The 18835-nt window shown below is 36.8% G+C and carries 18 protein-coding genes and 2 tRNA genes; 18 read left to right on the forward strand and 2 right to left on the reverse strand.

The genetic code is table 11. The features are described 5' to 3' along the window. The first annotated feature begins 70 nt into the window (after positions 1–70). The 16 genes from gerE (at position 71) to ysxC (ending at position 15327) form a co-directional block, all read left to right on the forward strand. Positions 71–295, forward strand: coding sequence for a spore germination transcription factor GerE (gene gerE, locus VK90_RS11860; RefSeq protein WP_000659484.1), 225 nt, complete (start codon positions 71–73; stop codon positions 293–295). Positions 296–403: 108 nt separating this feature from the next. Beyond that, the gene (locus tag VK90_RS11865; RefSeq protein ID WP_048372967.1) at positions 404–1066 is read left to right on the forward strand and encodes a type 1 glutamine amidotransferase domain-containing protein; all 663 of its coding nucleotides are present in this window, start codon (positions 404–406) and stop codon (positions 1064–1066) included. A 264-nt stretch (positions 1067–1330) separates the two neighbouring features. After that, on the forward strand, positions 1331–2143 hold the full coding sequence (racE, locus tag VK90_RS11870) for a glutamate racemase (protein WP_002173646.1): 813 nt from the start codon (positions 1331–1333) through the stop codon (positions 2141–2143). A gap of 130 nt (positions 2144–2273) precedes the next feature. Then, positions 2274–3320 carry a GerMN domain-containing protein gene (locus VK90_RS11875; protein WP_048372968.1) on the forward strand — a complete coding sequence of 349 codons (1047 nt, stop codon included), beginning with the start codon at positions 2274–2276 and terminating at the stop codon, positions 3318–3320. A gap of 132 nt (positions 3321–3452) precedes the next feature. Then, positions 3453–4190, forward strand: a complete 738-nt coding sequence (rph, locus tag VK90_RS11880) for a ribonuclease PH (RefSeq protein WP_025147511.1) — start codon at positions 3453–3455, stop codon at positions 4188–4190. A gap of 11 nt (positions 4191–4201) precedes the next feature. Beyond that, positions 4202–4810, forward strand: coding sequence for an XTP/dITP diphosphatase (locus VK90_RS11885; RefSeq protein WP_048372969.1), 609 nt, complete (start codon positions 4202–4204; stop codon positions 4808–4810). Between the two features lie 13 nt (positions 4811–4823). After that, positions 4824–5327, forward strand: coding sequence for a metallophosphoesterase (locus tag VK90_RS11890; protein WP_048372970.1), 504 nt, complete (start codon positions 4824–4826; stop codon positions 5325–5327). Between the two features lie 109 nt (positions 5328–5436). Beyond that, positions 5437–5510: transfer RNA gene (locus VK90_RS11895), tRNA-Gly, on the forward strand. Between the two features lies 1 nt (position 5511). Then, a tRNA-Arg gene (locus VK90_RS11900) sits at positions 5512–5585 on the forward strand. Between the two features lie 295 nt (positions 5586–5880). Then, the gene (locus VK90_RS11905) at positions 5881–6129 is read left to right on the forward strand and encodes a hypothetical protein (RefSeq protein ID WP_002173640.1); all 249 of its coding nucleotides are present in this window, start codon (positions 5881–5883) and stop codon (positions 6127–6129) included. Between the two features lie 198 nt (positions 6130–6327). Then, the gene (locus VK90_RS11910; protein WP_048372971.1) at positions 6328–7326 is read left to right on the forward strand and encodes a hypothetical protein; all 999 of its coding nucleotides are present in this window, start codon (positions 6328–6330) and stop codon (positions 7324–7326) included. Positions 7327–7635: 309 nt separating this feature from the next. Further along, positions 7636–8919 carry a trigger factor gene (gene tig / locus VK90_RS11915; RefSeq protein ID WP_048372972.1) on the forward strand — a complete coding sequence of 428 codons (1284 nt, stop codon included), beginning with the start codon at positions 7636–7638 and terminating at the stop codon, positions 8917–8919. Positions 8920–9182: 263 nt separating this feature from the next. After that, a complete protein-coding gene (clpX, locus tag VK90_RS11920) occupies positions 9183–10442 on the forward strand; it encodes an ATP-dependent protease ATP-binding subunit ClpX (RefSeq protein ID WP_000472286.1) in 1260 nt (419 codons plus the stop codon). Positions 10443–10548: 106 nt separating this feature from the next. Continuing rightward, positions 10549–12219: an ATP-dependent protease LonB gene (gene lonB, locus VK90_RS11925; protein ID WP_048372973.1), complete on the forward strand. Its 1671-nt coding sequence runs from the start codon at positions 10549–10551 to the stop codon at positions 12217–12219. Positions 12220–12403: 184 nt separating this feature from the next. Then, complete coding sequence (gene lon, locus VK90_RS11930; RefSeq protein ID WP_048372975.1) at positions 12404–14734, forward strand: endopeptidase La; 2331 nt, start codon at positions 12404–12406, stop codon at positions 14732–14734. Beyond that, positions 14731–15327, forward strand: coding sequence for a ribosome biogenesis GTP-binding protein YsxC (gene ysxC, locus VK90_RS11935; protein ID WP_048372976.1), 597 nt, complete (start codon positions 14731–14733; stop codon positions 15325–15327). Before lon ends, ysxC begins: the two co-directional genes overlap by 4 nt. A 34-nt stretch (positions 15328–15361) precedes the next feature. Here the strand turns inward: ysxC and VK90_RS11940 are convergent, their stop codons facing one another. Both VK90_RS11940 and VK90_RS11945 read right to left on the reverse strand, forming a co-directional pair. Beyond that, positions 15362–15778, reverse strand: coding sequence for an organic hydroperoxide resistance protein (locus tag VK90_RS11940; protein WP_025147504.1), 417 nt, complete (start codon positions 15776–15778; stop codon positions 15362–15364). 2 nt (positions 15779–15780) lie between these two features. Beyond that, positions 15781–16233, reverse strand: coding sequence for a MarR family winged helix-turn-helix transcriptional regulator (locus VK90_RS11945; RefSeq protein WP_025147503.1), 453 nt, complete (start codon positions 16231–16233; stop codon positions 15781–15783). A 416-nt stretch (positions 16234–16649) separates the two neighbouring features. On the opposite strand from VK90_RS11945, the gene hemA reads away from it, so the two are divergent. Both hemA and VK90_RS11955 read left to right on the forward strand, forming a co-directional pair. After that, complete coding sequence (hemA, locus tag VK90_RS11950; protein ID WP_048372977.1) at positions 16650–17984, forward strand: glutamyl-tRNA reductase; 1335 nt, start codon at positions 16650–16652, stop codon at positions 17982–17984. A 17-nt stretch (positions 17985–18001) separates the two neighbouring features. Further along, positions 18002–18835, forward strand: coding sequence for a cytochrome c biogenesis protein (locus VK90_RS11955; RefSeq protein ID WP_048372979.1), 834 nt, complete (start codon positions 18002–18004; stop codon positions 18833–18835).

Genomic DNA, 18835 nt, shown 5'->3' on the forward strand with positions numbered 1-18835 from the left:
ATATCTTGACTAAATAAACACCCAACTTACACATACACAGCTCTGGCTTAAGCAAGGAGGGTTATACCAGTTGAAGGAAAAAGCGTATCAATCTAAACCTTTACTCACAAAGAGAGAGAGAGAAGTATTTGAATTACTGGTTCAAGATAAAACGACGAAGGAAATTGCAGGTGAACTTTTTATAAGTGAAAAAACAGTGCGCAACCACATCTCAAATGCAATGCAAAAGCTAGGGGTTAAAGGACGTTCACAAGCAGTTGTTGAGCTTCTTCGTATGGGAGAACTCGAACTATAATAGAAGAAGCCGACTTTTATAAAAAGAGTCGGCTATTTTTCTGTTTGTTTCATGCTCTATATGAATGATAAGGATGTTTCATACATAAATAGGTAGTAAGGAGGGGATATGTTGAAAAGAGTATTATTAGTTTCAACAAGCGCGCATGATATGCGTGGGCATCCTACTGGATTATGGCTGGAGGAGTTAGCGGCTCCGTATGATTTATTTAAAAAGGCTAAGTTCGATGTTGACCTTGTATCTATAAAAGGTGGAAGGGTACCTATCGATAGAGTATCTATTCCGAATGGTATACCTCGTGAATTTAAGCATGTAGCTACGATATTGCAAAATACGAAGCCGATTTCGAAGGCTCATTTTTCAGATTATGATGCAGTTTTATTTGGTGGTGGGCACGGGGCTATTGTAGATTTTCCGGGTAATCCATATGTAGCAAGTTTGATTGTAAATATGTATAACAATAATCGGATTGTAGCCGCTGTTTGTCACGGAGTAAGTGCATTAGTCGGTGTAAAAAATAAGGATGGCTCATTTTTTAGTGCGGGTAAGCATATAACAGGCTATACAAATGACGAAGAAAAAGCTGTGCATTTAGAAAATCGAGTTCCGTTTTTGTTAGAAAGTAAGTTGAAAGAAGAAGGGGCTTTATTTTATGTTGCCCCTAATTTCACGCCGCATGTTGTAGTAGATGGACATTTAATTACAGGGCAAAATCCTCAATCAAGCATAAAAATTGGTAAGGCTATAAAGAGAGCTTTGAATAAACTATAGAAATAAAACTCCCGCTACTAATAAAGGTAGCAGGAGTTTTATTGTGAAATGAGTATTTTATGTATAGAAAATAACCGACCTTCATATAGAAGGTCGGTTATTTTTCTGTCTTGCAAATTATGAAAAAAAGGAGCAAAATAAAAAAGGTCCTGGTCTATCCAGGTACAAATGAAAAATTTTATACAGGGGCATTTTAAGTTAGCGAACTTAAAGTGTGTAAAATATACTGATAAACATAAAATAAGATGATGAATGAGAAAACGGGTGATTAAGTTGAATAGAGCGATCGGTGTCATTGATTCAGGAGTAGGTGGATTAACAGTAGCGAAGGAATTAATTCGTCAGTTACCTAAAGAACGTATTATATATTTAGGGGATACAGCGCGTTGCCCTTATGGTCCGCGTTCTCGTGAAGAAGTGCGTAAATTCACGTGGGAAATGACAGAACATTTGTTAGAACTAAACATCAAAATGTTAGTTATTGCATGTAATACAGCGACTGCGGTTGTGTTAGAAGAAATGCAAAAACAATTACCAATTCCAGTAGTTGGAGTTATTCATCCTGGATCACGTACAGCTTTAAAAATGACAAATACGTATCATGTTGGGATTATTGGAACGATTGGCACTGTGAAAAGTGGTGCATATGAAGAGGCGCTAAAGTCTATTAATAACCGTGTTATGGTAGAAAGTTTAGCGTGCCCTCCTTTCGTAGAACTTGTAGAGAGCGGGAATTTCGAAAGTGAAATGGCATATGAAGTTGTAAGAGAAACATTGCAACCGTTGAAAAGTACTGATATTGATACCCTAATTTTAGGGTGTACACATTATCCTATTTTAGGTCCTGTTATTAAAAAGGTAATGGGAGATCAAGTACAATTAATTAGTTCGGGTGATGAAACAGCACGTGAAGTAAGTACGATCCTATATCATAGTAAGATGCTAAATGAGGGAGAAGAACAAAGTGACCACCTCTTCTTAACAACTGGTAAAATAGGTTTGTTTAAAGAAATCGCTTCAAAATGGTTCGGTCAGCCGATTGAAAATGTGAAGCATATTAATTTAGAAACAGAATAATAGTAGATTCATATAAGAGAACCCCTGAGAAATCAGGGGTTTTTTCTGTATAAGTAGCCATAGCTTGTTCTAAAACATGAAACAGTTCGTATACATAATAGTACAAACTTAGATTTTAGGGGGGAATGGCATGCCTAAATCCACTTTTAAATGGGTTGTTGGTGCTACTATGAGTGCAATTTTATTAACAGGGTGTGGCTTATTAAATCAGGAGAAAGCGAAAGAGCAAATTGATCCGCCGAAAAAAGTTACGTATACAGAAGGTGAAAAGAAAGAAACAGTTAAAAAAGATAAACAAGGGCAAACAGTAAATAGAGAGTTATACCTCGTTGATAAAAATGGGTATGTTGTACCGCAAACTATTGCAATGCCTACTCCGAAAGCGAATGAAGTTGTACAGCAAACGTTAGAATATCTTGTGAAAGATGGACCAGTCACAGATTTATTGCCGAATGGATTTCGAGCGGTTCTCCCAGCAAATACAACGATGACCCTAGATTTGAAGAAAGATGGGACAGCGGTAATTGATTTCTCTAAAGAAATGAAAAACTATGCAAAAGAAGAAGAGCGTCAAATTGTTGAATCAGTAGCGTGGACTTTGACGCAATTTAAAGAGATAAAACAAGTGCAGTTCCAAATAAATGGTGAGAAGTTAGCGAAGATGCCTGTAGCGGGTACGCCGCTTGGTGAAGGTGTGAGCCGTGCAAATGGAATTAACTTTGATGATGAACAAGTAGCAGATGTAACGAATACAAAACCGGTTACACTTTATTTTATGGCGCAAAGTAATAAGAAACAATACTATGTACCAGTAACACGCCGCGTTGCAGATGGGAAAGAGAATGATTATTCGACAATTGTGAATGAGCTTGTAAAAGGTCCGATTCAAGGTTCGCTACTAAATGATTTTAATCCAGGGGTTAAGCTTATTACGAATCCAAAAGTAGAGAACGGAAATATTACATTAAACTTTAATGAAAATATATTTGCGAATCAAGACAAAAATATGATTTCAAATTACGTACTGAAATCGTTAGTATTATCTTTAACGGAAAAACAAGGTGTAAAAAATGTTTCTATTGAAGTGAATGGTAAAGCGAATCTTATGGATGAGAAAGGTGAAAAATTAATAAAACCTGTTGATCGTCCACAAAACGTGAATACAGGTAGTTTTTAATCGTGAATAATTTGATATAATTATGTAAGAAAGGGGAATTGCTTTTTGAGTTCCCCTTCTTTTATTGTTATACATATCATACATTTAAATTTGGCTATACTAATGAGTAGTAGTTAAGAGGGGGTTATTTTTATGCGAGTAGATGGTAGAGGGCAAGCGGAACTACGCCATATACATATTCATACAAATTATTTAAAACATCCAGAAGGATCGGTACTAATTGAAGTTGGGGATACAAAGGTAATTTGTTCAGCGACAATTGAAGAGCGTGTACCGCCATTTATGCGTGGAGAAGGAAAAGGATGGGTAACAGCAGAATACGCAATGATTCCACGTGCGACAGAGCAACGTACAATTCGAGAGTCAAGTAAAGGGAAAGTAACGGGTCGTACAATGGAAATCCAGCGTTTAATTGGACGAGCATTACGTGCGGTTGTTGATTTAGAAGCGCTTGGTGAAAGAACAGTGTGGATTGACTGTGATGTAATTCAAGCGGATGGCGGAACGAGAACAGCTTCTATTACAGGTGCTTATGTAGCAATGGTATTAGCTTTTGAAAAATTATTGCAAGCAGAAAAAGTATCTAAAATCCCTGTGAAAGATTATTTAGCAGCAACGTCAGTAGGGATTGTTGAAGAGCAAGGTGTCGTTTTAGATTTAAACTATATAGAAGATTCTAAAGCAGACGTTGATATGAACGTAATTATGACTGGAAAAGGTCAGTTTGTTGAAGTACAAGGAACTGGAGAAGAAGCGACGTTTAGTAGAGCGGAATTAAATGAATTACTTGATGCTGCTGAACAAGGGATTTTCCAACTTGTTGAAAAGCAAAAAGAAGCGTTAGGTGACATCGTATCTCATATAGAGTAGAGGTGGGAAATATGAAGCAAGTTGTTGTAGCGACAAAAAACGTGGGGAAAGTACGTGAGTTTGCTGAGTTATTTGAGAGATTTGACTTAGAAGTGAAATCTTTACACGATTTTCCTCATATTGAAGAAGTCGAAGAAACTGGTGAAACATTTGAAGAAAACGCAATTTTAAAAGCGGATAGTCTTAGTAAACAATTGAATTCCATCGTAATTGCGGATGACTCTGGTCTTATTGTAGATGCTTTAAACGGGAAACCAGGTGTATATTCAGCTCGTTTTGCTGGAGAACCGAAAGATGATCAAGCGAATATCGATAAAGTTTTGCACGAGTTAACGGACATCGTTTTAGAAAAACGTACTGCTCGTTTTTACTGTGCGTTAGCAGTTGCCTTCCCTGAAACGGATAAAGAGCCGGTTATTGTAAACGGAACGTGCGAAGGGAAGATTTTAGAACAGCGCCGCGGGGAAAATGGTTTCGGATACGATCCGATTTTTTATGTAGAAGAATATAAAAAAGCGATGGCTGAGCTAAGTTCAGATGAGAAAAACGCAATTAGTCACCGTGGGCGTGCTCTTCGTAAATTAGAAGAAAAAATCCCAGAATGGTTTTTAGAAGAGTAAGGGAGAGAGATTGATGAAAGCTTTAATCGTAAGCGATAGTCATAGCTCTGTGAAGGAATTACAGCAGTTAAAAGAGAAATACGAAGGGAAAGTAGATGTCATGATTCATTGCGGTGATTCAGAGTTAACGCCTGCTCATGAAGAGCTGCAAGGTTTCGATGTTGTAAAAGGTAATTGTGATTATGCTAACTTTCAAGATGAAATTGTAACTGACGTAGAGGGCATTCGTTTCTTAGTTGTACATGGACATCGTCATAATGTGAAAATGACATTACAAACATTAGCGTACCATGCAGAAGAAGTTAGAGCACAAGTTGCATGCTTCGGACATTCTCACGTATTAGGTGCGGAATTCATTGATGGCGTTTTATTTATCAATCCAGGAAGTGTTTTATTACCACGTCAGCGTGTAGAAAAAACATTTGCCTTATTAGAAATGGATGAAAATCAAATGGAAGTTCGTTTTGAAACATTAGATGGACAACTAGTTGAACAAGCAGTTTTTAAAAGAGGATAAGAAAAATTATCCTCTTTTAAAAAAGGTGTTGACTTTATGTGTGGATATACATATAATAAATATTGTCGATAGGACATCGGCGCTAAAAACAAACAATAAAATAACATATGCGGGTGTAGTTTAGTGGTAAAACAAGAGCCTTCCAAGCTCTGGTCGAGAGTTCGATTCTCTTCACCCGCTCCATGTCCCAGTAGCTCAGCAGGATAGAGCAACGGCCTTCTAAGCCGTCGGTCGGGAGTTCGAATCTCTCCTGGGACGCTAAGAAAACCTTGTTATCTTTTGATAACAAGGTTTTTTGTTTGTCTTTTTTGAAATCTTACAATTCTGTAAGGTAAGTGTAAGGAAGTTCGATGGTAACACATTACGAATCCTCTATAATGAAGATAACAACGATAAATGAGGAGGAAGAGATGATGAAAGGATTAATCGTAACGGGTTTAACAGTAGCGTTTGGATTTGTAGCATATGAGAAATTAACGTATGTAATTGACGTTGTAAAACATTTAGTAGCTTAGAAAAACTGCCATGAGAGGGAAAGGGAATGAGTGAATGAATGGAATGGTTATTCGGAATTATAGGTACTTGTAGTGTAGTTTTATTGTTCTTTGTCCCGAGTGGTATACTTAGTTCGACAACAAGTTTGTTCTTCTTAAGTTTGTTTGCTTGTACAATGCTTATTATTATGTTTTTAATGAAGCGAAGTAAACCAATCTTCTTTTTTAGCATGATTGTTATGGCAATTATTGTTCTCCAAATTATTACCCTTGTTATATATCCCACAATTATAAAAGCTTTCCATTAATGATGAATCCTCTGCGTCTGTTGCTGAGGGTTTTTGTTTATGAAAAAATGAATTTTATGTAACAGTTTGTTGATTTTTTGTTTTAAAAATTAAATATTCCTATATTTCAAATAAACAGTTTTGGAATGTTGTGTTCTCATTACGCATTTGATATATTTACTGTGAAGATAATTAAAATCTAGAAAAAGAGGCGGACGTATGGATAAAAAAGAAAATACGGTCGTATTGTTTCCGCAACTATCAGAACGCTATGTTGACGAAGGTTTTTTAGCGCTGAAAGAGCGGAAATTCGAAGATGCATTGCGCTGCTTTGAAATATTACGTCAGTATAATGCAGAAACGGAACAAACAGAATTAGCTTCAGTTATTTGTTTGCTAGAATTAAAACGTATGGAAGAAGCGAAAGAAAAATGTGAGCAGTTGCTTGAAACAGGAGCTGTATTATTTGGTGATATTCTTGAAACGTATGTAACTATTTTAGTTCAAACAAATGATTATGAAGGTGTTATCGAAACTGTTGAGGAAGTTTTGCAAACGAAAGATATAATTCCAGAGCAAAAGGAAAAACTAGCGCAGCTTGCTTTGTTTGCGCAAGGGATGCTGAATGAGGGTGATATACCGCTAGTGGATTCGAATTTTGAATTAGGAGAATTTACCGATGAACTTTTTGAAGAAAACTTTGGTCAAAAATTAAGGGTAATTCAGAAGCTTTCGTTAAAAGATCTTGATCTCGCACTTCCTGCTTTAAAGAAATTTTTAATAGACGAAGATCAGCACCCGTATTTAAAAACTTCTATTTTGTATAAAATGGTAGAAAATCAAATAGAAGAAGAGATAGAAGTAGAGAAGTTTGGAAATACGATAAAGGTGATACCAGCATTTACAGGTCATAATGAGGAGCAATCCGATAAAATTATACATAAATTATCAAGCCGATTAGAGCAAAGTTATCCAGATATATTTGATACAATGGTTACATACTGGAAAGAATTACAAATTAGCATTTTCCCATTTCCTCTATTAATGGATAAAGTAGAAATTTGGGCTGCCGTCATAGAGAGAATTGGAAGAAAGCGTTTCGGATTGGCTATTGATGAAGAAGAACTTATGACAGCATACAATATCGAGTTTGAGGAATTTCATATTGCTTATCAATGGTTACTACGCGTTGAAAGGGAAGGGTATTTGCCCGTATAATTATGAAAAAGAATCGTTCAGTTATTGAAACGAGCATATTCTATGTTATAATGTAAGGGTTGCAAAAGGCAGAAAACTGCCTGTTTGTAAGAGAAGAGGAGTATAATTCTCTTACTTAATATGTTTCATATTAGTCTCGAACAAAATATACCGTAGTTGTCTTTTAGACAATTAGTAGATTGGAACATTATATCTGAAAGCTTTTGCTAGAGGATTATTTGTACATTTGTTATTTCAAAAAAGAGATAATAAAAATCTTAATCTATAGAGGTATGTGCATACATTATTATAGTTGGAGGGAAAGAATAAATGTCTACAAAATGGGAAAAATTAGAAGGTAACGTTGGCGTTTTAACAATCGAAGTTGATGCTAAAGAAGTAAACAACTCTATCGACGCTGCATTCAAAAAAGTAGTAAAAACAATTAATGTACCAGGTTTCCGTAAAGGAAAAATGCCTCGTCCGTTATTCGAACAACGCTTTGGTATTGAATCTTTATACCAAGATGCTTTAGATATCATCTTACCAAAAGCATACGGTGAAGCAATCGATGAAGCTGGCATCTTCCCAGTTGCTCATCCTGAGATTGACATCGAGAAATTCGAAAAAGGCCAAAACTTAATTTTCACTGCAAAAGTTACAGTAAAACCTGAAGTTAAATTAGGTGATTACAAAGGTTTAGCAGTAGAAAAAGTTGAAACAACTGTAACTGACGAAGATGTAGAGAACGAAGTAAAAGCTTTACAAGAGCGTCAAGCTGAACTAGTTGTTAAAGAAGAAGGAACTGTTGAAAACGGTGATACAGCTGTAATCGACTTCGAAGGTTTCGTTGATGGCGAAGCATTTGAAGGCGGAAAAGGCGAAAACTATTCTCTTGCAATCGGTTCTGGTACTTTCATCCCAGGTTTCGAAGAGCAAGTAATTGGTCTTAAATCTGGTGATTCTAAAGACGTTGAAGTATCATTCCCAGAAGAGTACCATGCTGCTGAATTAGCTGGCAAACCAGCAACATTCAAAGTAACAATTCACGAAATCAAAACAAAAGAACTTCCTGAGTTAAACGACGAGTTTGCTAAAGAAGCTGACGAAGCGGTTGCAACTCTTGATGAATTAAAAGCAAAACTTCGCACAAACTTAGAAGAAGGCAAAAAGCACGAAGCTGAGCACAAAGTACGTGACGAAGTAGTAGAATTAGCTGCTGCTAACGCTGAAATCGACATTCCAGAAGCTATGATCGACACTGAGTTAGATCGTATGGTTCGTGAATTCGAGCAACGTTTAAGCCAACAAGGTATGAACCTTGAGCTTTACTACCAATTCACAGGTACTGACGCTGACAAATTAAAAGAGCAAATGAAAGAGGATGCACAAAAACGTGTAAGAATCAACCTTGTTCTTGAAGCTATCATTGAAGCTGAAAACATCGAAGTTACTGAAGAAGAAGTAACTGCAGAAGTTGAAAAAATGGCTGAAATGTACGGTATGCCAGTAGACGCTATCAAGCAAGCTCTTGGAAGCGTAGACGCTTTATCTGAAGATCTTAAAGTGCGTAAAGCTGTAGACTTCTTAGTAGACAACAGCAAAGCTGCATAATAAAATAACAAGGCGCGATTTTAATCGTGCCTTGTTTTATAAATATAGAAATATATTTATAAAACTTTTCGATGAAGAAGGAAAAGTTCCTTTATAAGTCGAATATACATATTTCAAAAGTTTCAAAAAAATTTATCTGTACATAACTAGTCATATTATTTGTATTTCTCGCCGCGTAGTGACATAATATGTATTTACATACGATACATTTATCGTGTACATACGAGGGCAAGAGGTTAGCACTTTGTAAGGGGTGTGAAAATATGTTTAAATTTAATGATGAAAAAGGGCAATTAAAATGTTCTTTCTGTGGTAAAACACAGACGCAAGTTCGTAAGTTAGTTGCAGGTCCAGGTGTTTACATTTGTGACGAGTGTATCGAGCTTTGTACTGAAATTGTACAAGAGGAGCTTGCGAAGGATGAAGAAGTAGAATTCAAAGATGTACCGAAACCGGTAGAAATTCGTGAAATCTTAGATGAGTATGTCATCGGACAAGATAACGCGAAAAAAGCACTAGCGGTAGCGGTATATAACCATTACAAACGCATTAATTCTAACAGCAAAATTGATGATGTAGAATTAGCGAAGAGTAATATTTCACTTATTGGGCCAACTGGTAGTGGTAAAACATTATTGGCACAAACATTAGCGCGTATTTTAAATGTTCCATTTGCGATCGCGGACGCAACATCTTTAACAGAAGCTGGATATGTTGGGGAAGATGTAGAAAACATCTTACTAAAATTAATCCAAGCGGCTGATTATGATGTAGAGAAAGCGGAAAAAGGAATCATTTATATTGATGAGATTGATAAAGTGGCACGTAAGTCCGAAAATCCATCAATTACACGTGATGTATCTGGTGAAGGTGTACAGCAGGCACTTCTGAAAATTTTAGAAGGTACTGTAGCAAGCGTTCCACCTCAAGGTGGTCGTAAGCACCCGCATCAAGAGTTTATTCAAATTGATACAACGAATATCTTATTCATTTGTGGTGGAGCGTTTGATGGCATCGAGCCAATTATTAAACGCCGCCTTGGTGAAAAAGTAATTGGATTTGGTTCTGAGAAGAAAAATGCTGATGTAAACGAGAAGCATGTTTTATCTCACGTTTTACCAGAGGACCTTTTAAGATTCGGTTTAATTCCGGAGTTTATCGGTCGTCTTCCAGTTATTGCGAACCTAGAGCCGCTTGATGAAGATGCTCTTGTAGATATTTTAACGAAACCGAAAAATGCACTTGTTAAGCAATTCCAAAAACTATTGGAGCTTGACGATGTTGAGTTAGAGTTTGAAGAAGGTGCACTGATTGAGATTGCGAAAAAAGCAATTGAACGTAAAACAGGTGCTCGTGGACTTCGTTCAATTATTGAAGGCTTAATGCTTGATGTAATGTTCGAACTTCCATCTCGCAAAGATATCGAGAAGTGTATTCTTACAAAAGAAACAGTAGCTGATAATGAGCCACCGAAATTGGTGTTACAAGATGGTACTGTACTTGATACAAAAACATCTGCATAATGTGAAGGAGAAACAGCAATTTTTATAATTGCTGTTTTTCTTTATGTTTAGCACTATTCCTCCCAGGAAATACTAAAAGATAAAACATAGCGGGAGGAAATGAATTATGAGCTGGACAAATATATTTTTACTTGTTCAACTTGTTTTTGGCGTAATTGTCGGATTGTATTTTTGGCATTTACTTCGAAATCAGCGAACACAAAAAGTTTCAATTGATCGAGAATCGAAAAAAGAATTAGAGCAACTTCGTAAAATGCGTGAGATTTCTTTAACAGAGCCACTTGCGGAAAAGGTACGTCCTACATCCTTTTTAGACATTGTAGGGCAAGAAGACGGAATTAAGTCGTTAAAAGCGGCTCTTTGTGGTCCTAATCCGCAACATGTGATCATATATGGTCCGCCAGGTGTCGGAAAGACAGCGGCAGCACGCCTTGTATTAGAAGAAGCAAAACGAAATCCGAAATCTCCATTTCGTACGAATGCAACATTTATCGAACTTGATGCGACGACAGCTAGGTTTGATGAACGTGGTATTGCAGATCCTTTAATTGGTTCAGTGCATGATCCGATCTATCAAGGAGCGGGTGCAATGGGGCAAGCGGGTATCCCACAACCGAAAAAAGGGGCTGTAACAGATGCACATGGTGGTATTTTGTTCATTGATGAGATTGGTGAATTACATCCGATTCAAATGAACAAAATGTTAAAGGTGTTAGAAGATCGGAAAGTATTTTTGGAAAGTGCGTACTATAGTGAAGAAAATTCGATGATCCCAACGTATATACATGATATTTTTCAAAAAGGTTTACCAGCAGATTTTCGCCTAGTTGGTGCAACGACACGTTCACCAGAGGAGATTCCACCTGCAATTCGGTCGCGTTGTTTAGAAGTGTTCTTCCGTGAATTAGATACAGAAGAAATCCAAAAGGTAGCGAAAAATGCAGCTGATAAGGTGGAAATGCAAATAGGTGAAAACGGTATTGAAATGATTGGAATGTATGCAAGAAATGGACGGGAAGCAATTAATCTCGTGCAAATTTCTACTGGTATGGCGATAAATGAAGAACGTTCTTTCATTAAAGATGAAGATATTGAGTGGGTTGTTCATTCGAGTCAACTTACACCAAAGTATGAAAAACGTATTTATCCAATTCCAAGGATTGGTCTTGTAAACGGGCTTGCTGTATATGGACCGAATACAGGCGCGTTATTAGAAATTGAGGTAATAGCTATTCCTGCGAAAGATAAAGGGTCAGTAAATGTAACTGGAATTGTAGAAGAGGAAAGTATTGGTAGCCAAACGAAATCGATTCGTCGAAAAAGTATGGCGAAAGGTTCTGTTGATAATGTGTTAACAGTACTTCGTTCTCTAGATGTGTTGCCAGAAGGGTATGATATACATATTAATTTTCCAGGTGGTATCCCGATTGATGGTCCTTCGGCAGGGATTGCTATGGCAACAGGTGTCTATTCAGCGGTGCATCGTACGTATGTGAACAATGAAGTAGCGATGACAGGTGAGATAAGTATCCACGGAGAGGTGAAGCCTATTGGTGGTGTGTACGCAAAAATAAAAGCTGCGAAAAAAGCAGGAGCTAAGAAAGTCATCATTCCTGCGGAAAACATGCAACCATTTTTGTATACTATTAAGGGAATTGAAATCATTCCCGTTCGCAAACTAAAAGAAGTATTTGAACTAACATTTATGCAGGAAAACAAGCATCGTGAGCTTGATGTACATAATACTTTGGACGAAACAGATGCACAATCAATGTGAGAATAAATAATAATAAAATTTGCCAGACTTCGTTTAAGTTTGTATGCTTAAGCGGAGTTCTTTTTCTTTTCATGAGGCAGAAAAAAACAGGGGATTTACAATTACGAAGAATCTCTGCAATTGCATCTAGATGTATTGTAATATAAAATAGTTGAACAGGAGTTTAATTTATTATGGAGGTGCTATGTCTAGTATGAATGCGAACGAAAGAATCGTGCCCCTCCTACCATTAAGAGGCGTTCTCGTATATCCAACGATGGTTCTGCATCTTGATGTAGGACGTGATAAATCGATACAAGCACTAGAGCAGGCGGCAATGGATGAAAATATCATCTTTTTAGCAATGCAAAAAGAAATGAATATCGACGATCCGAAAGATGATGACATATATAGTGTAGGTACAGTGGCGAAAGTGAAGCAAATGTTAAAATTGCCGAACGGTACGCTTCGTGTCCTTGTAGAAGGTTTACATAGAGCAGAAGTAATAGAGTTTATTGAAGAAGAAAATGTAGTACAAGTTTCTATTAGAACGGTAACTGAAGAAGTAGAAGATGATTTAGAAGAGAAGGCTCTTATGCGTACGTTACTGGAGCATTTCGAACAATATATTAAAGTTTCGAAAAAAGTTTCAAATGAAACATTTGCAACGGTAGCTGATGTAGAAGAACCAGGAAGACTAGCTGATTTAATTGCTTCTCACTTGCCGATTAAAACGAAGCAGAAACAAGAGATTTTAGAGATTGTATCTGTGAAAGAACGATTACATACACTTATTTCAATTATTCAAGATGAACAAGAATTACTTAGCCTAGAAAAGAAAATTGGACAAAAAGTGAAACGTTCAATGGAGCGCACGCAAAAAGAATATTTCCTACGTGAACAAATGAAGGCGATTCAGACAGAACTTGGTGATAAAGAAGGTAAGGGCGGAGAAGTTGAAGAACTTCGTGAGAAAATCGAACAAGCAGGAATGCCTGAAGAAACAACGAAGGCTGCACTGAAAGAATTAGATCGCTATGAAAAGTTACCAGCAAGTTCTGCGGAGAGCGGTGTTATTCGTAATTATATTGATTGGTTATTAGCACTTCCGTGGACTGAAGCGACAGAAGATTTAATTGATCTTGCTCATTCTGAAGAGATTTTGAACAAAGATCATTACGGTCTTGAAAAAGTGAAAGAGCGCGTACTTGAATATTTAGCTGTACAGAAGTTAACGAATTCATTAAAAGGACCTATCCTTTGCTTAGTAGGACCTCCTGGGGTCGGAAAAACTTCGTTAGCTCGTTCGATTGCAACATCATTGAATCGTAATTTTGTTCGTGTATCTCTTGGTGGTGTACGTGATGAATCTGAAATTCGTGGTCACCGTCGTACATATGTAGGAGCGATGCCAGGACGTATTATTCAAGGTATGAAAAAGGCGAAAACAGTTAATCCAGTCTTCTTATTAGATGAGATTGATAAAATGTCTAACGATTTCAGGGGAGATCCATCAGCGGCATTACTTGAAGTGTTAGATCCAGAACAAAACCATAACTTCAGCGATCATTACATTGAAGAGCCATACGATTTATCGAAAGTTATGTTCGTTGCAACTGCGAATACACTTGCAAGTGTTCCAGGCCCTCTTCTGGATCGAATGGAAATCATTTCGATTGCTGGTTATACAGAACTTGAAAAAGTGCACATTGCTCGTGAGCATTTACTGCCGAAACAATTAAAAGAGCACGGCTTACGAAAAGGTAATTTACAAGTGCGTGATGAAGCGCTTCTTGAAATTATTCGTTATTATACGCGCGAGGCTGGTGTTCGTACGTTAGAGCGTCAAATTGCAAAAGTTTGTCGTAAAGCAGCAAAAATTATTGTTACAGCAGAACGCAAGCGCATTGTTGTAACGGAAAAAAATGTTGTTGATTTACTTGGTAAGCGCATATTCCGTTATGGGCAAGCTGAAAAGACAGACCAAGTTGGCATGGCGACAGGTTTAGCTTACACAGCAGCTGGTGGAGATACACTTGCAATTGAAGTGTCTGTAGCACCAGGAAAAGGGAAATTAATTTTAACGGGGAAACTTGGGGATGTTATGAAAGAATCCGCACAAGCGGCGTTTAGCTATATTCGTTCTCGTGCAGAAGAGCTTCATATTGATCCGGATTTCCATGAGAAAAACGATATTCATATTCATGTTCCAGAAGGAGCAGTTCCAAAAGATGGACCGTCAGCAGGTATTACGATGGCAACGGCACTTATTTCGGCACTAACAGGTATTCCTGTAAGTAAAGAAGTTGGTATGACAGGTGAAATTACACTTCGTGGTCGTGTATTACCAATTGGTGGTTTGAAAGAAAAAACATTAAGTGCTCACCGTGCAGGCTTAACAAAAATTATTTTGCCAGCAGAGAACGAGAAAGATTTAGATGATATTCCAGAGAGCGTAAAAGAAAACCTTACGTTTGTGCTTGCATCTCATTTAGACGAAGTATTGGAGCACGCATTAGTAGGAGTGAAACAATGAAAGTAACAAAAGCAGATATTGTAATTAGTGCCGTGAAACCGGAACAATATCCAGACAGTGATTTACCAGAAATTGCCTTGGCGGGTCGTTCTAATGTCGGGAAGTCTTCCTTTATTAATAAAATTTTAAATCGTAAAAAGTTAGTACGTATTTCTTCTAAACCAGGAAAAACGCAAACGCTGAACTTTTTCTTAATCAATGAAATGATGCATTTTGTTGACGTTCCAGGTTATGGATATGCGAAAGTATCTAAATCGGAGCGTGCGGCATGGGGTAAGATGATTGAAACTTACTTTACAACACGTGAGCAATTAGACGCTGCTGTATTAGTAGTTGATTTACGTCACCAACCAACAAAAGATGACGTGATGATGTATGATTTCTTAAAGCATTATGAAATCCCAACAATCATTATTGCAACGAAGGCCGATAAAATTCCGAAAGGGAAATGGCAAAAGCATTTAAAAGTTGTAAAAGAAACGCTTGCTGTTGAAATTGGCGATGAAATCGTTCTATTCTCTTCTGAAACAGGACTTGGAAAAGAAGAGGCATGGAAAGCAATTCATAAAATGACAAAAACAAAAAACGCGTGACGAATGTCGCGCGTTTTTTTATTTACGTAACTTTTTAGCGTACGTTTAATGTAACTTCAATATTTCCTCTTGTTGCTTTAGAGTAAGGACATACACCGTGAGCAGCTTCTACAAGTTCTTGTGCTTCGGCATGAGAAACGCCAGCGACATGTACATCAAGTACAGCAGATAGTCCGAAACCACCATCTGTATCTTTACCGATAGAAACGTGTGCAGTAACTTCTGTACTTTCCACTTTCACACGTTTTGTACGAATGACAAGTTGTAATGCACTATCAAAGCAAGCTGCATAACCAGCTGCAAATAGTTGTTCTGGATTTGTTGCCTCTCCGCCTACGCCACCTAGTGCCTTTGGCATTTTCACATCAAGATTTAATATGCCATCATCTGAAACTACTTTCCCGTTTCTTCCACCTGTTGCTGTTACTGAAGCTGTATATAATTTATCCATGTTTATTCCCCTTTTCTATCATTAATTATTTTCATGGTTTCAATTAATTTATTTAATTGGATTAATAAAGAACGATATTCTTGTTCTGTAATTCCTAAATTTGTAGCCATCGTTGTCGGTAATGAACAAGCCTTTTCTTTTAAATCTTTACCTTGTTCCGTTAATTCGATACAAACTTTTCGCTCGTCTTCCTTTGAACGAACACGTTTTACAAGTTTTAATGATTCCATCCGTTTTAACATAGGTGTTAAAGTACCAGAATCTAAAAATAGACGTTCTCCAATTTCTTTTACTGTTAGTCCGTCTTGTTCCCATAGTACGAGTAAAGTAATGTACTGGGGGTACGTAATGCCCATTTCTTCTAAATATGGTCGGTAAAAACGGGTAACTTCTCTTGAACAAGCGTAAATAGAAAAACAAAGTTGTTTATCTAGATGCAAAGAATCTTTTTTCATGAGTAACTCCTTTCTTTTTAGGTTGTGCACAATTTAATTTTGTAAAATTAATATAGCGAAAAAGAAATACAATGTCAAATACATTGTATTGAGAAAGTGAGTGCTATATTTTGGAACAATCATACATATTTTCCTTCGTTATGAAAGAAGATAGAAAAGATGATGGTATAATTAATATGGAATAGTTTCCATCACTTGATTATGAGGACTTTTTTTGGTAACGTACAAATAGAGTTATTATTTTATAATTATTATAAAGTAGAAAGTTATTTCATAAGATTTACTGAATCTCCTGTACTACATACGGAGAATATATAAAAACAATCGATTGTTCACACGATTGTCAGATTCATAAGTGGAAAGTTGTATTATGATAGTAGATAAAGTGATAAAACGGGTGAAGGGGGACATGCTGCGTGCATATTCTTGTTGTTAGTGTAAATTATCGAACAGCCCCTGTAGAATTTCGTGAGAAACTCACATTTCAGGCAGCAGAGCTAGAGCAAGCAATGACTACATTACAAAATCAAAAGAGCGTGCTAGAAAATGTCATTGTATCAACTTGTAATCGCACTGAGATTTACGCTGTTGTGGATCAATTACACACGGGACGGTATTACATTAAGAAGTTTTTAGCTGATTGGTTTCAGCTTGAAATAGAAGAAGTCGCACCATACTTGTCTATTTTTGAACAAGATGGCGCAATAGATCATTTATTCCGCGTAACATGCGGTTTAGATTCTATGGTTGTTGGAGAGACACAGATTTTAGGTCAAATAAAAGATAGCTTTTTAGAAGCACAACAAGTAAAAGCGACAGGTACAATTTTTAATGAATTGTTTAAGCAAGTGGTTACATTAGCAAAACGTGCGCACTCAGAAACGACAATTGGTGGAAGTGCGATGTCTGTTAGTTATGCTGCTGTTGAGCTTGGAAAGAAAATATTTGGCGAGTTAACAGATTGTCATGTACTTATTCTTGGTGCTGGTAAGATGGGTGAACTTGCATTGCAAAACTTATACGGAAGTGGAGCTCGTAAAGTAACAGTTATGAATAGGACGCTTACGAAAGCGGAAGTGATGGCTGAGAAATATATGGGACATGCAAAGCCTTTAAGTGAATTGCAATGTGCATTATTAGAAGCAGATATTTTAATAAGTTCAACTGGTGCATCAGAATATGTCATTACGAAAGAGATGATGACGAAAGTAGAGAAAATGCGCTCTGGTCGTCCGTTATTTATGGTTGACATTGCAGTACCACGTGATATTGATCCTGCAATTGATGAACTAGAAGGCTCTTTCTTATATGATATCGATGATCTGCAAGGTGTAGTGGAAGCAAACCGTGCTGAACGTTTGAAAGAAGCGGAGAAAATTCAATTTATGATTGAAGAGGAAATTGTGTTATTTAAAACGTGGTTAAGTACGCTTGGTGTTGTGCCGTTAATATCTGCTCTTCGTGATAAAGCGCTAGCAATTCAAAGTGACACGATGGAAAGTCTTGAGCGAAAAATACCAACCCTTAGTGATCGTGAGAAAAAAGTAATTAGTAAACATACGAAAAGTATTATTAATCAATTGTTAAAAGACCCAATTTTAGTAGCTAAAGAACTAGCTGCTGAAGAGGGAGCTGACGAAAAATTAGCTCTATTTGCGAAGATTTTTGATTTAGAAGCGGAAGAAACCGCAGAAGATACGGAAGAAGTAGAACATAAAAGAGCGTGGACACCATCCGTTCCATCTTTATAATTTGGAAGGATGATCGGATGAGTTTTTTAAATAACAGTATTATTTATCATATTGCAATTATTTTATATGCTTGTAGCATTAGTTTATATTTTATAGATTATTTCCAAAGTAACCGAAAGGCGAATCGATTTGCTTTTTGGTTACTTTCGATTGTATGGGTTCTGCAGTCTATTTTTATGTTGCTTAGGGCTACTGATTCAGAAACGAATCCCGTTTTAACTTTATTATCAGGGATTTATTTTTATGTTTGGTTATTGATTACGATGTCATTAATCATTAATCGATTTATGCGAATTGACTTTTTAGTCTTTTTTACAAACGTTGTCGCATTTGGCGTAAGCGCTTTTTCTATTTTTACACCGCTTGGAAAGATGTCGCCAGTACTTGCAGAACAATTAGTGTCAGAACTTGTATACGTGCATGTCGGTATGGCGATTATTTCTTATGCAACGTTTACTGTATCGTTTATTTTTTCTATTATGTATTTATTGCAATATCGGCTATTAAAAAAGAAAAAATGGAATGCGAGATTAAGAAGATTAGGAAATTTGCCGAAGCTTGAATCTATGTCTTACGGATTAAATTTATTTTCTGTTCCGTTTTTCTTATTAGCAATTATATTAGGATGCATATGGGGATATACAAAGTTGGATAATTTCCATTGGTATGATACGAAAGTAATCGGGTCTTTTGTCGTCCTATTTACATATTGTGCAGGCTTATATTTACGAGCGGCAGATGTGTTGCAAGGTAAGAAAATTGTGCAGTGGAATATCGGGGCATTTCTCGTAATGCTAGTTAACATTTTTCTATTAAGCAGTTTATCTAATTTCCACTTTTGGTATTTATAA

It is taken from the genome of Bacillus sp. LK2 (genome assembly GCF_001043575.1).
GTDB lineage: Bacteria > Bacillota > Bacilli > Bacillales > Bacillaceae_G > Bacillus_A > Bacillus_A paramycoides.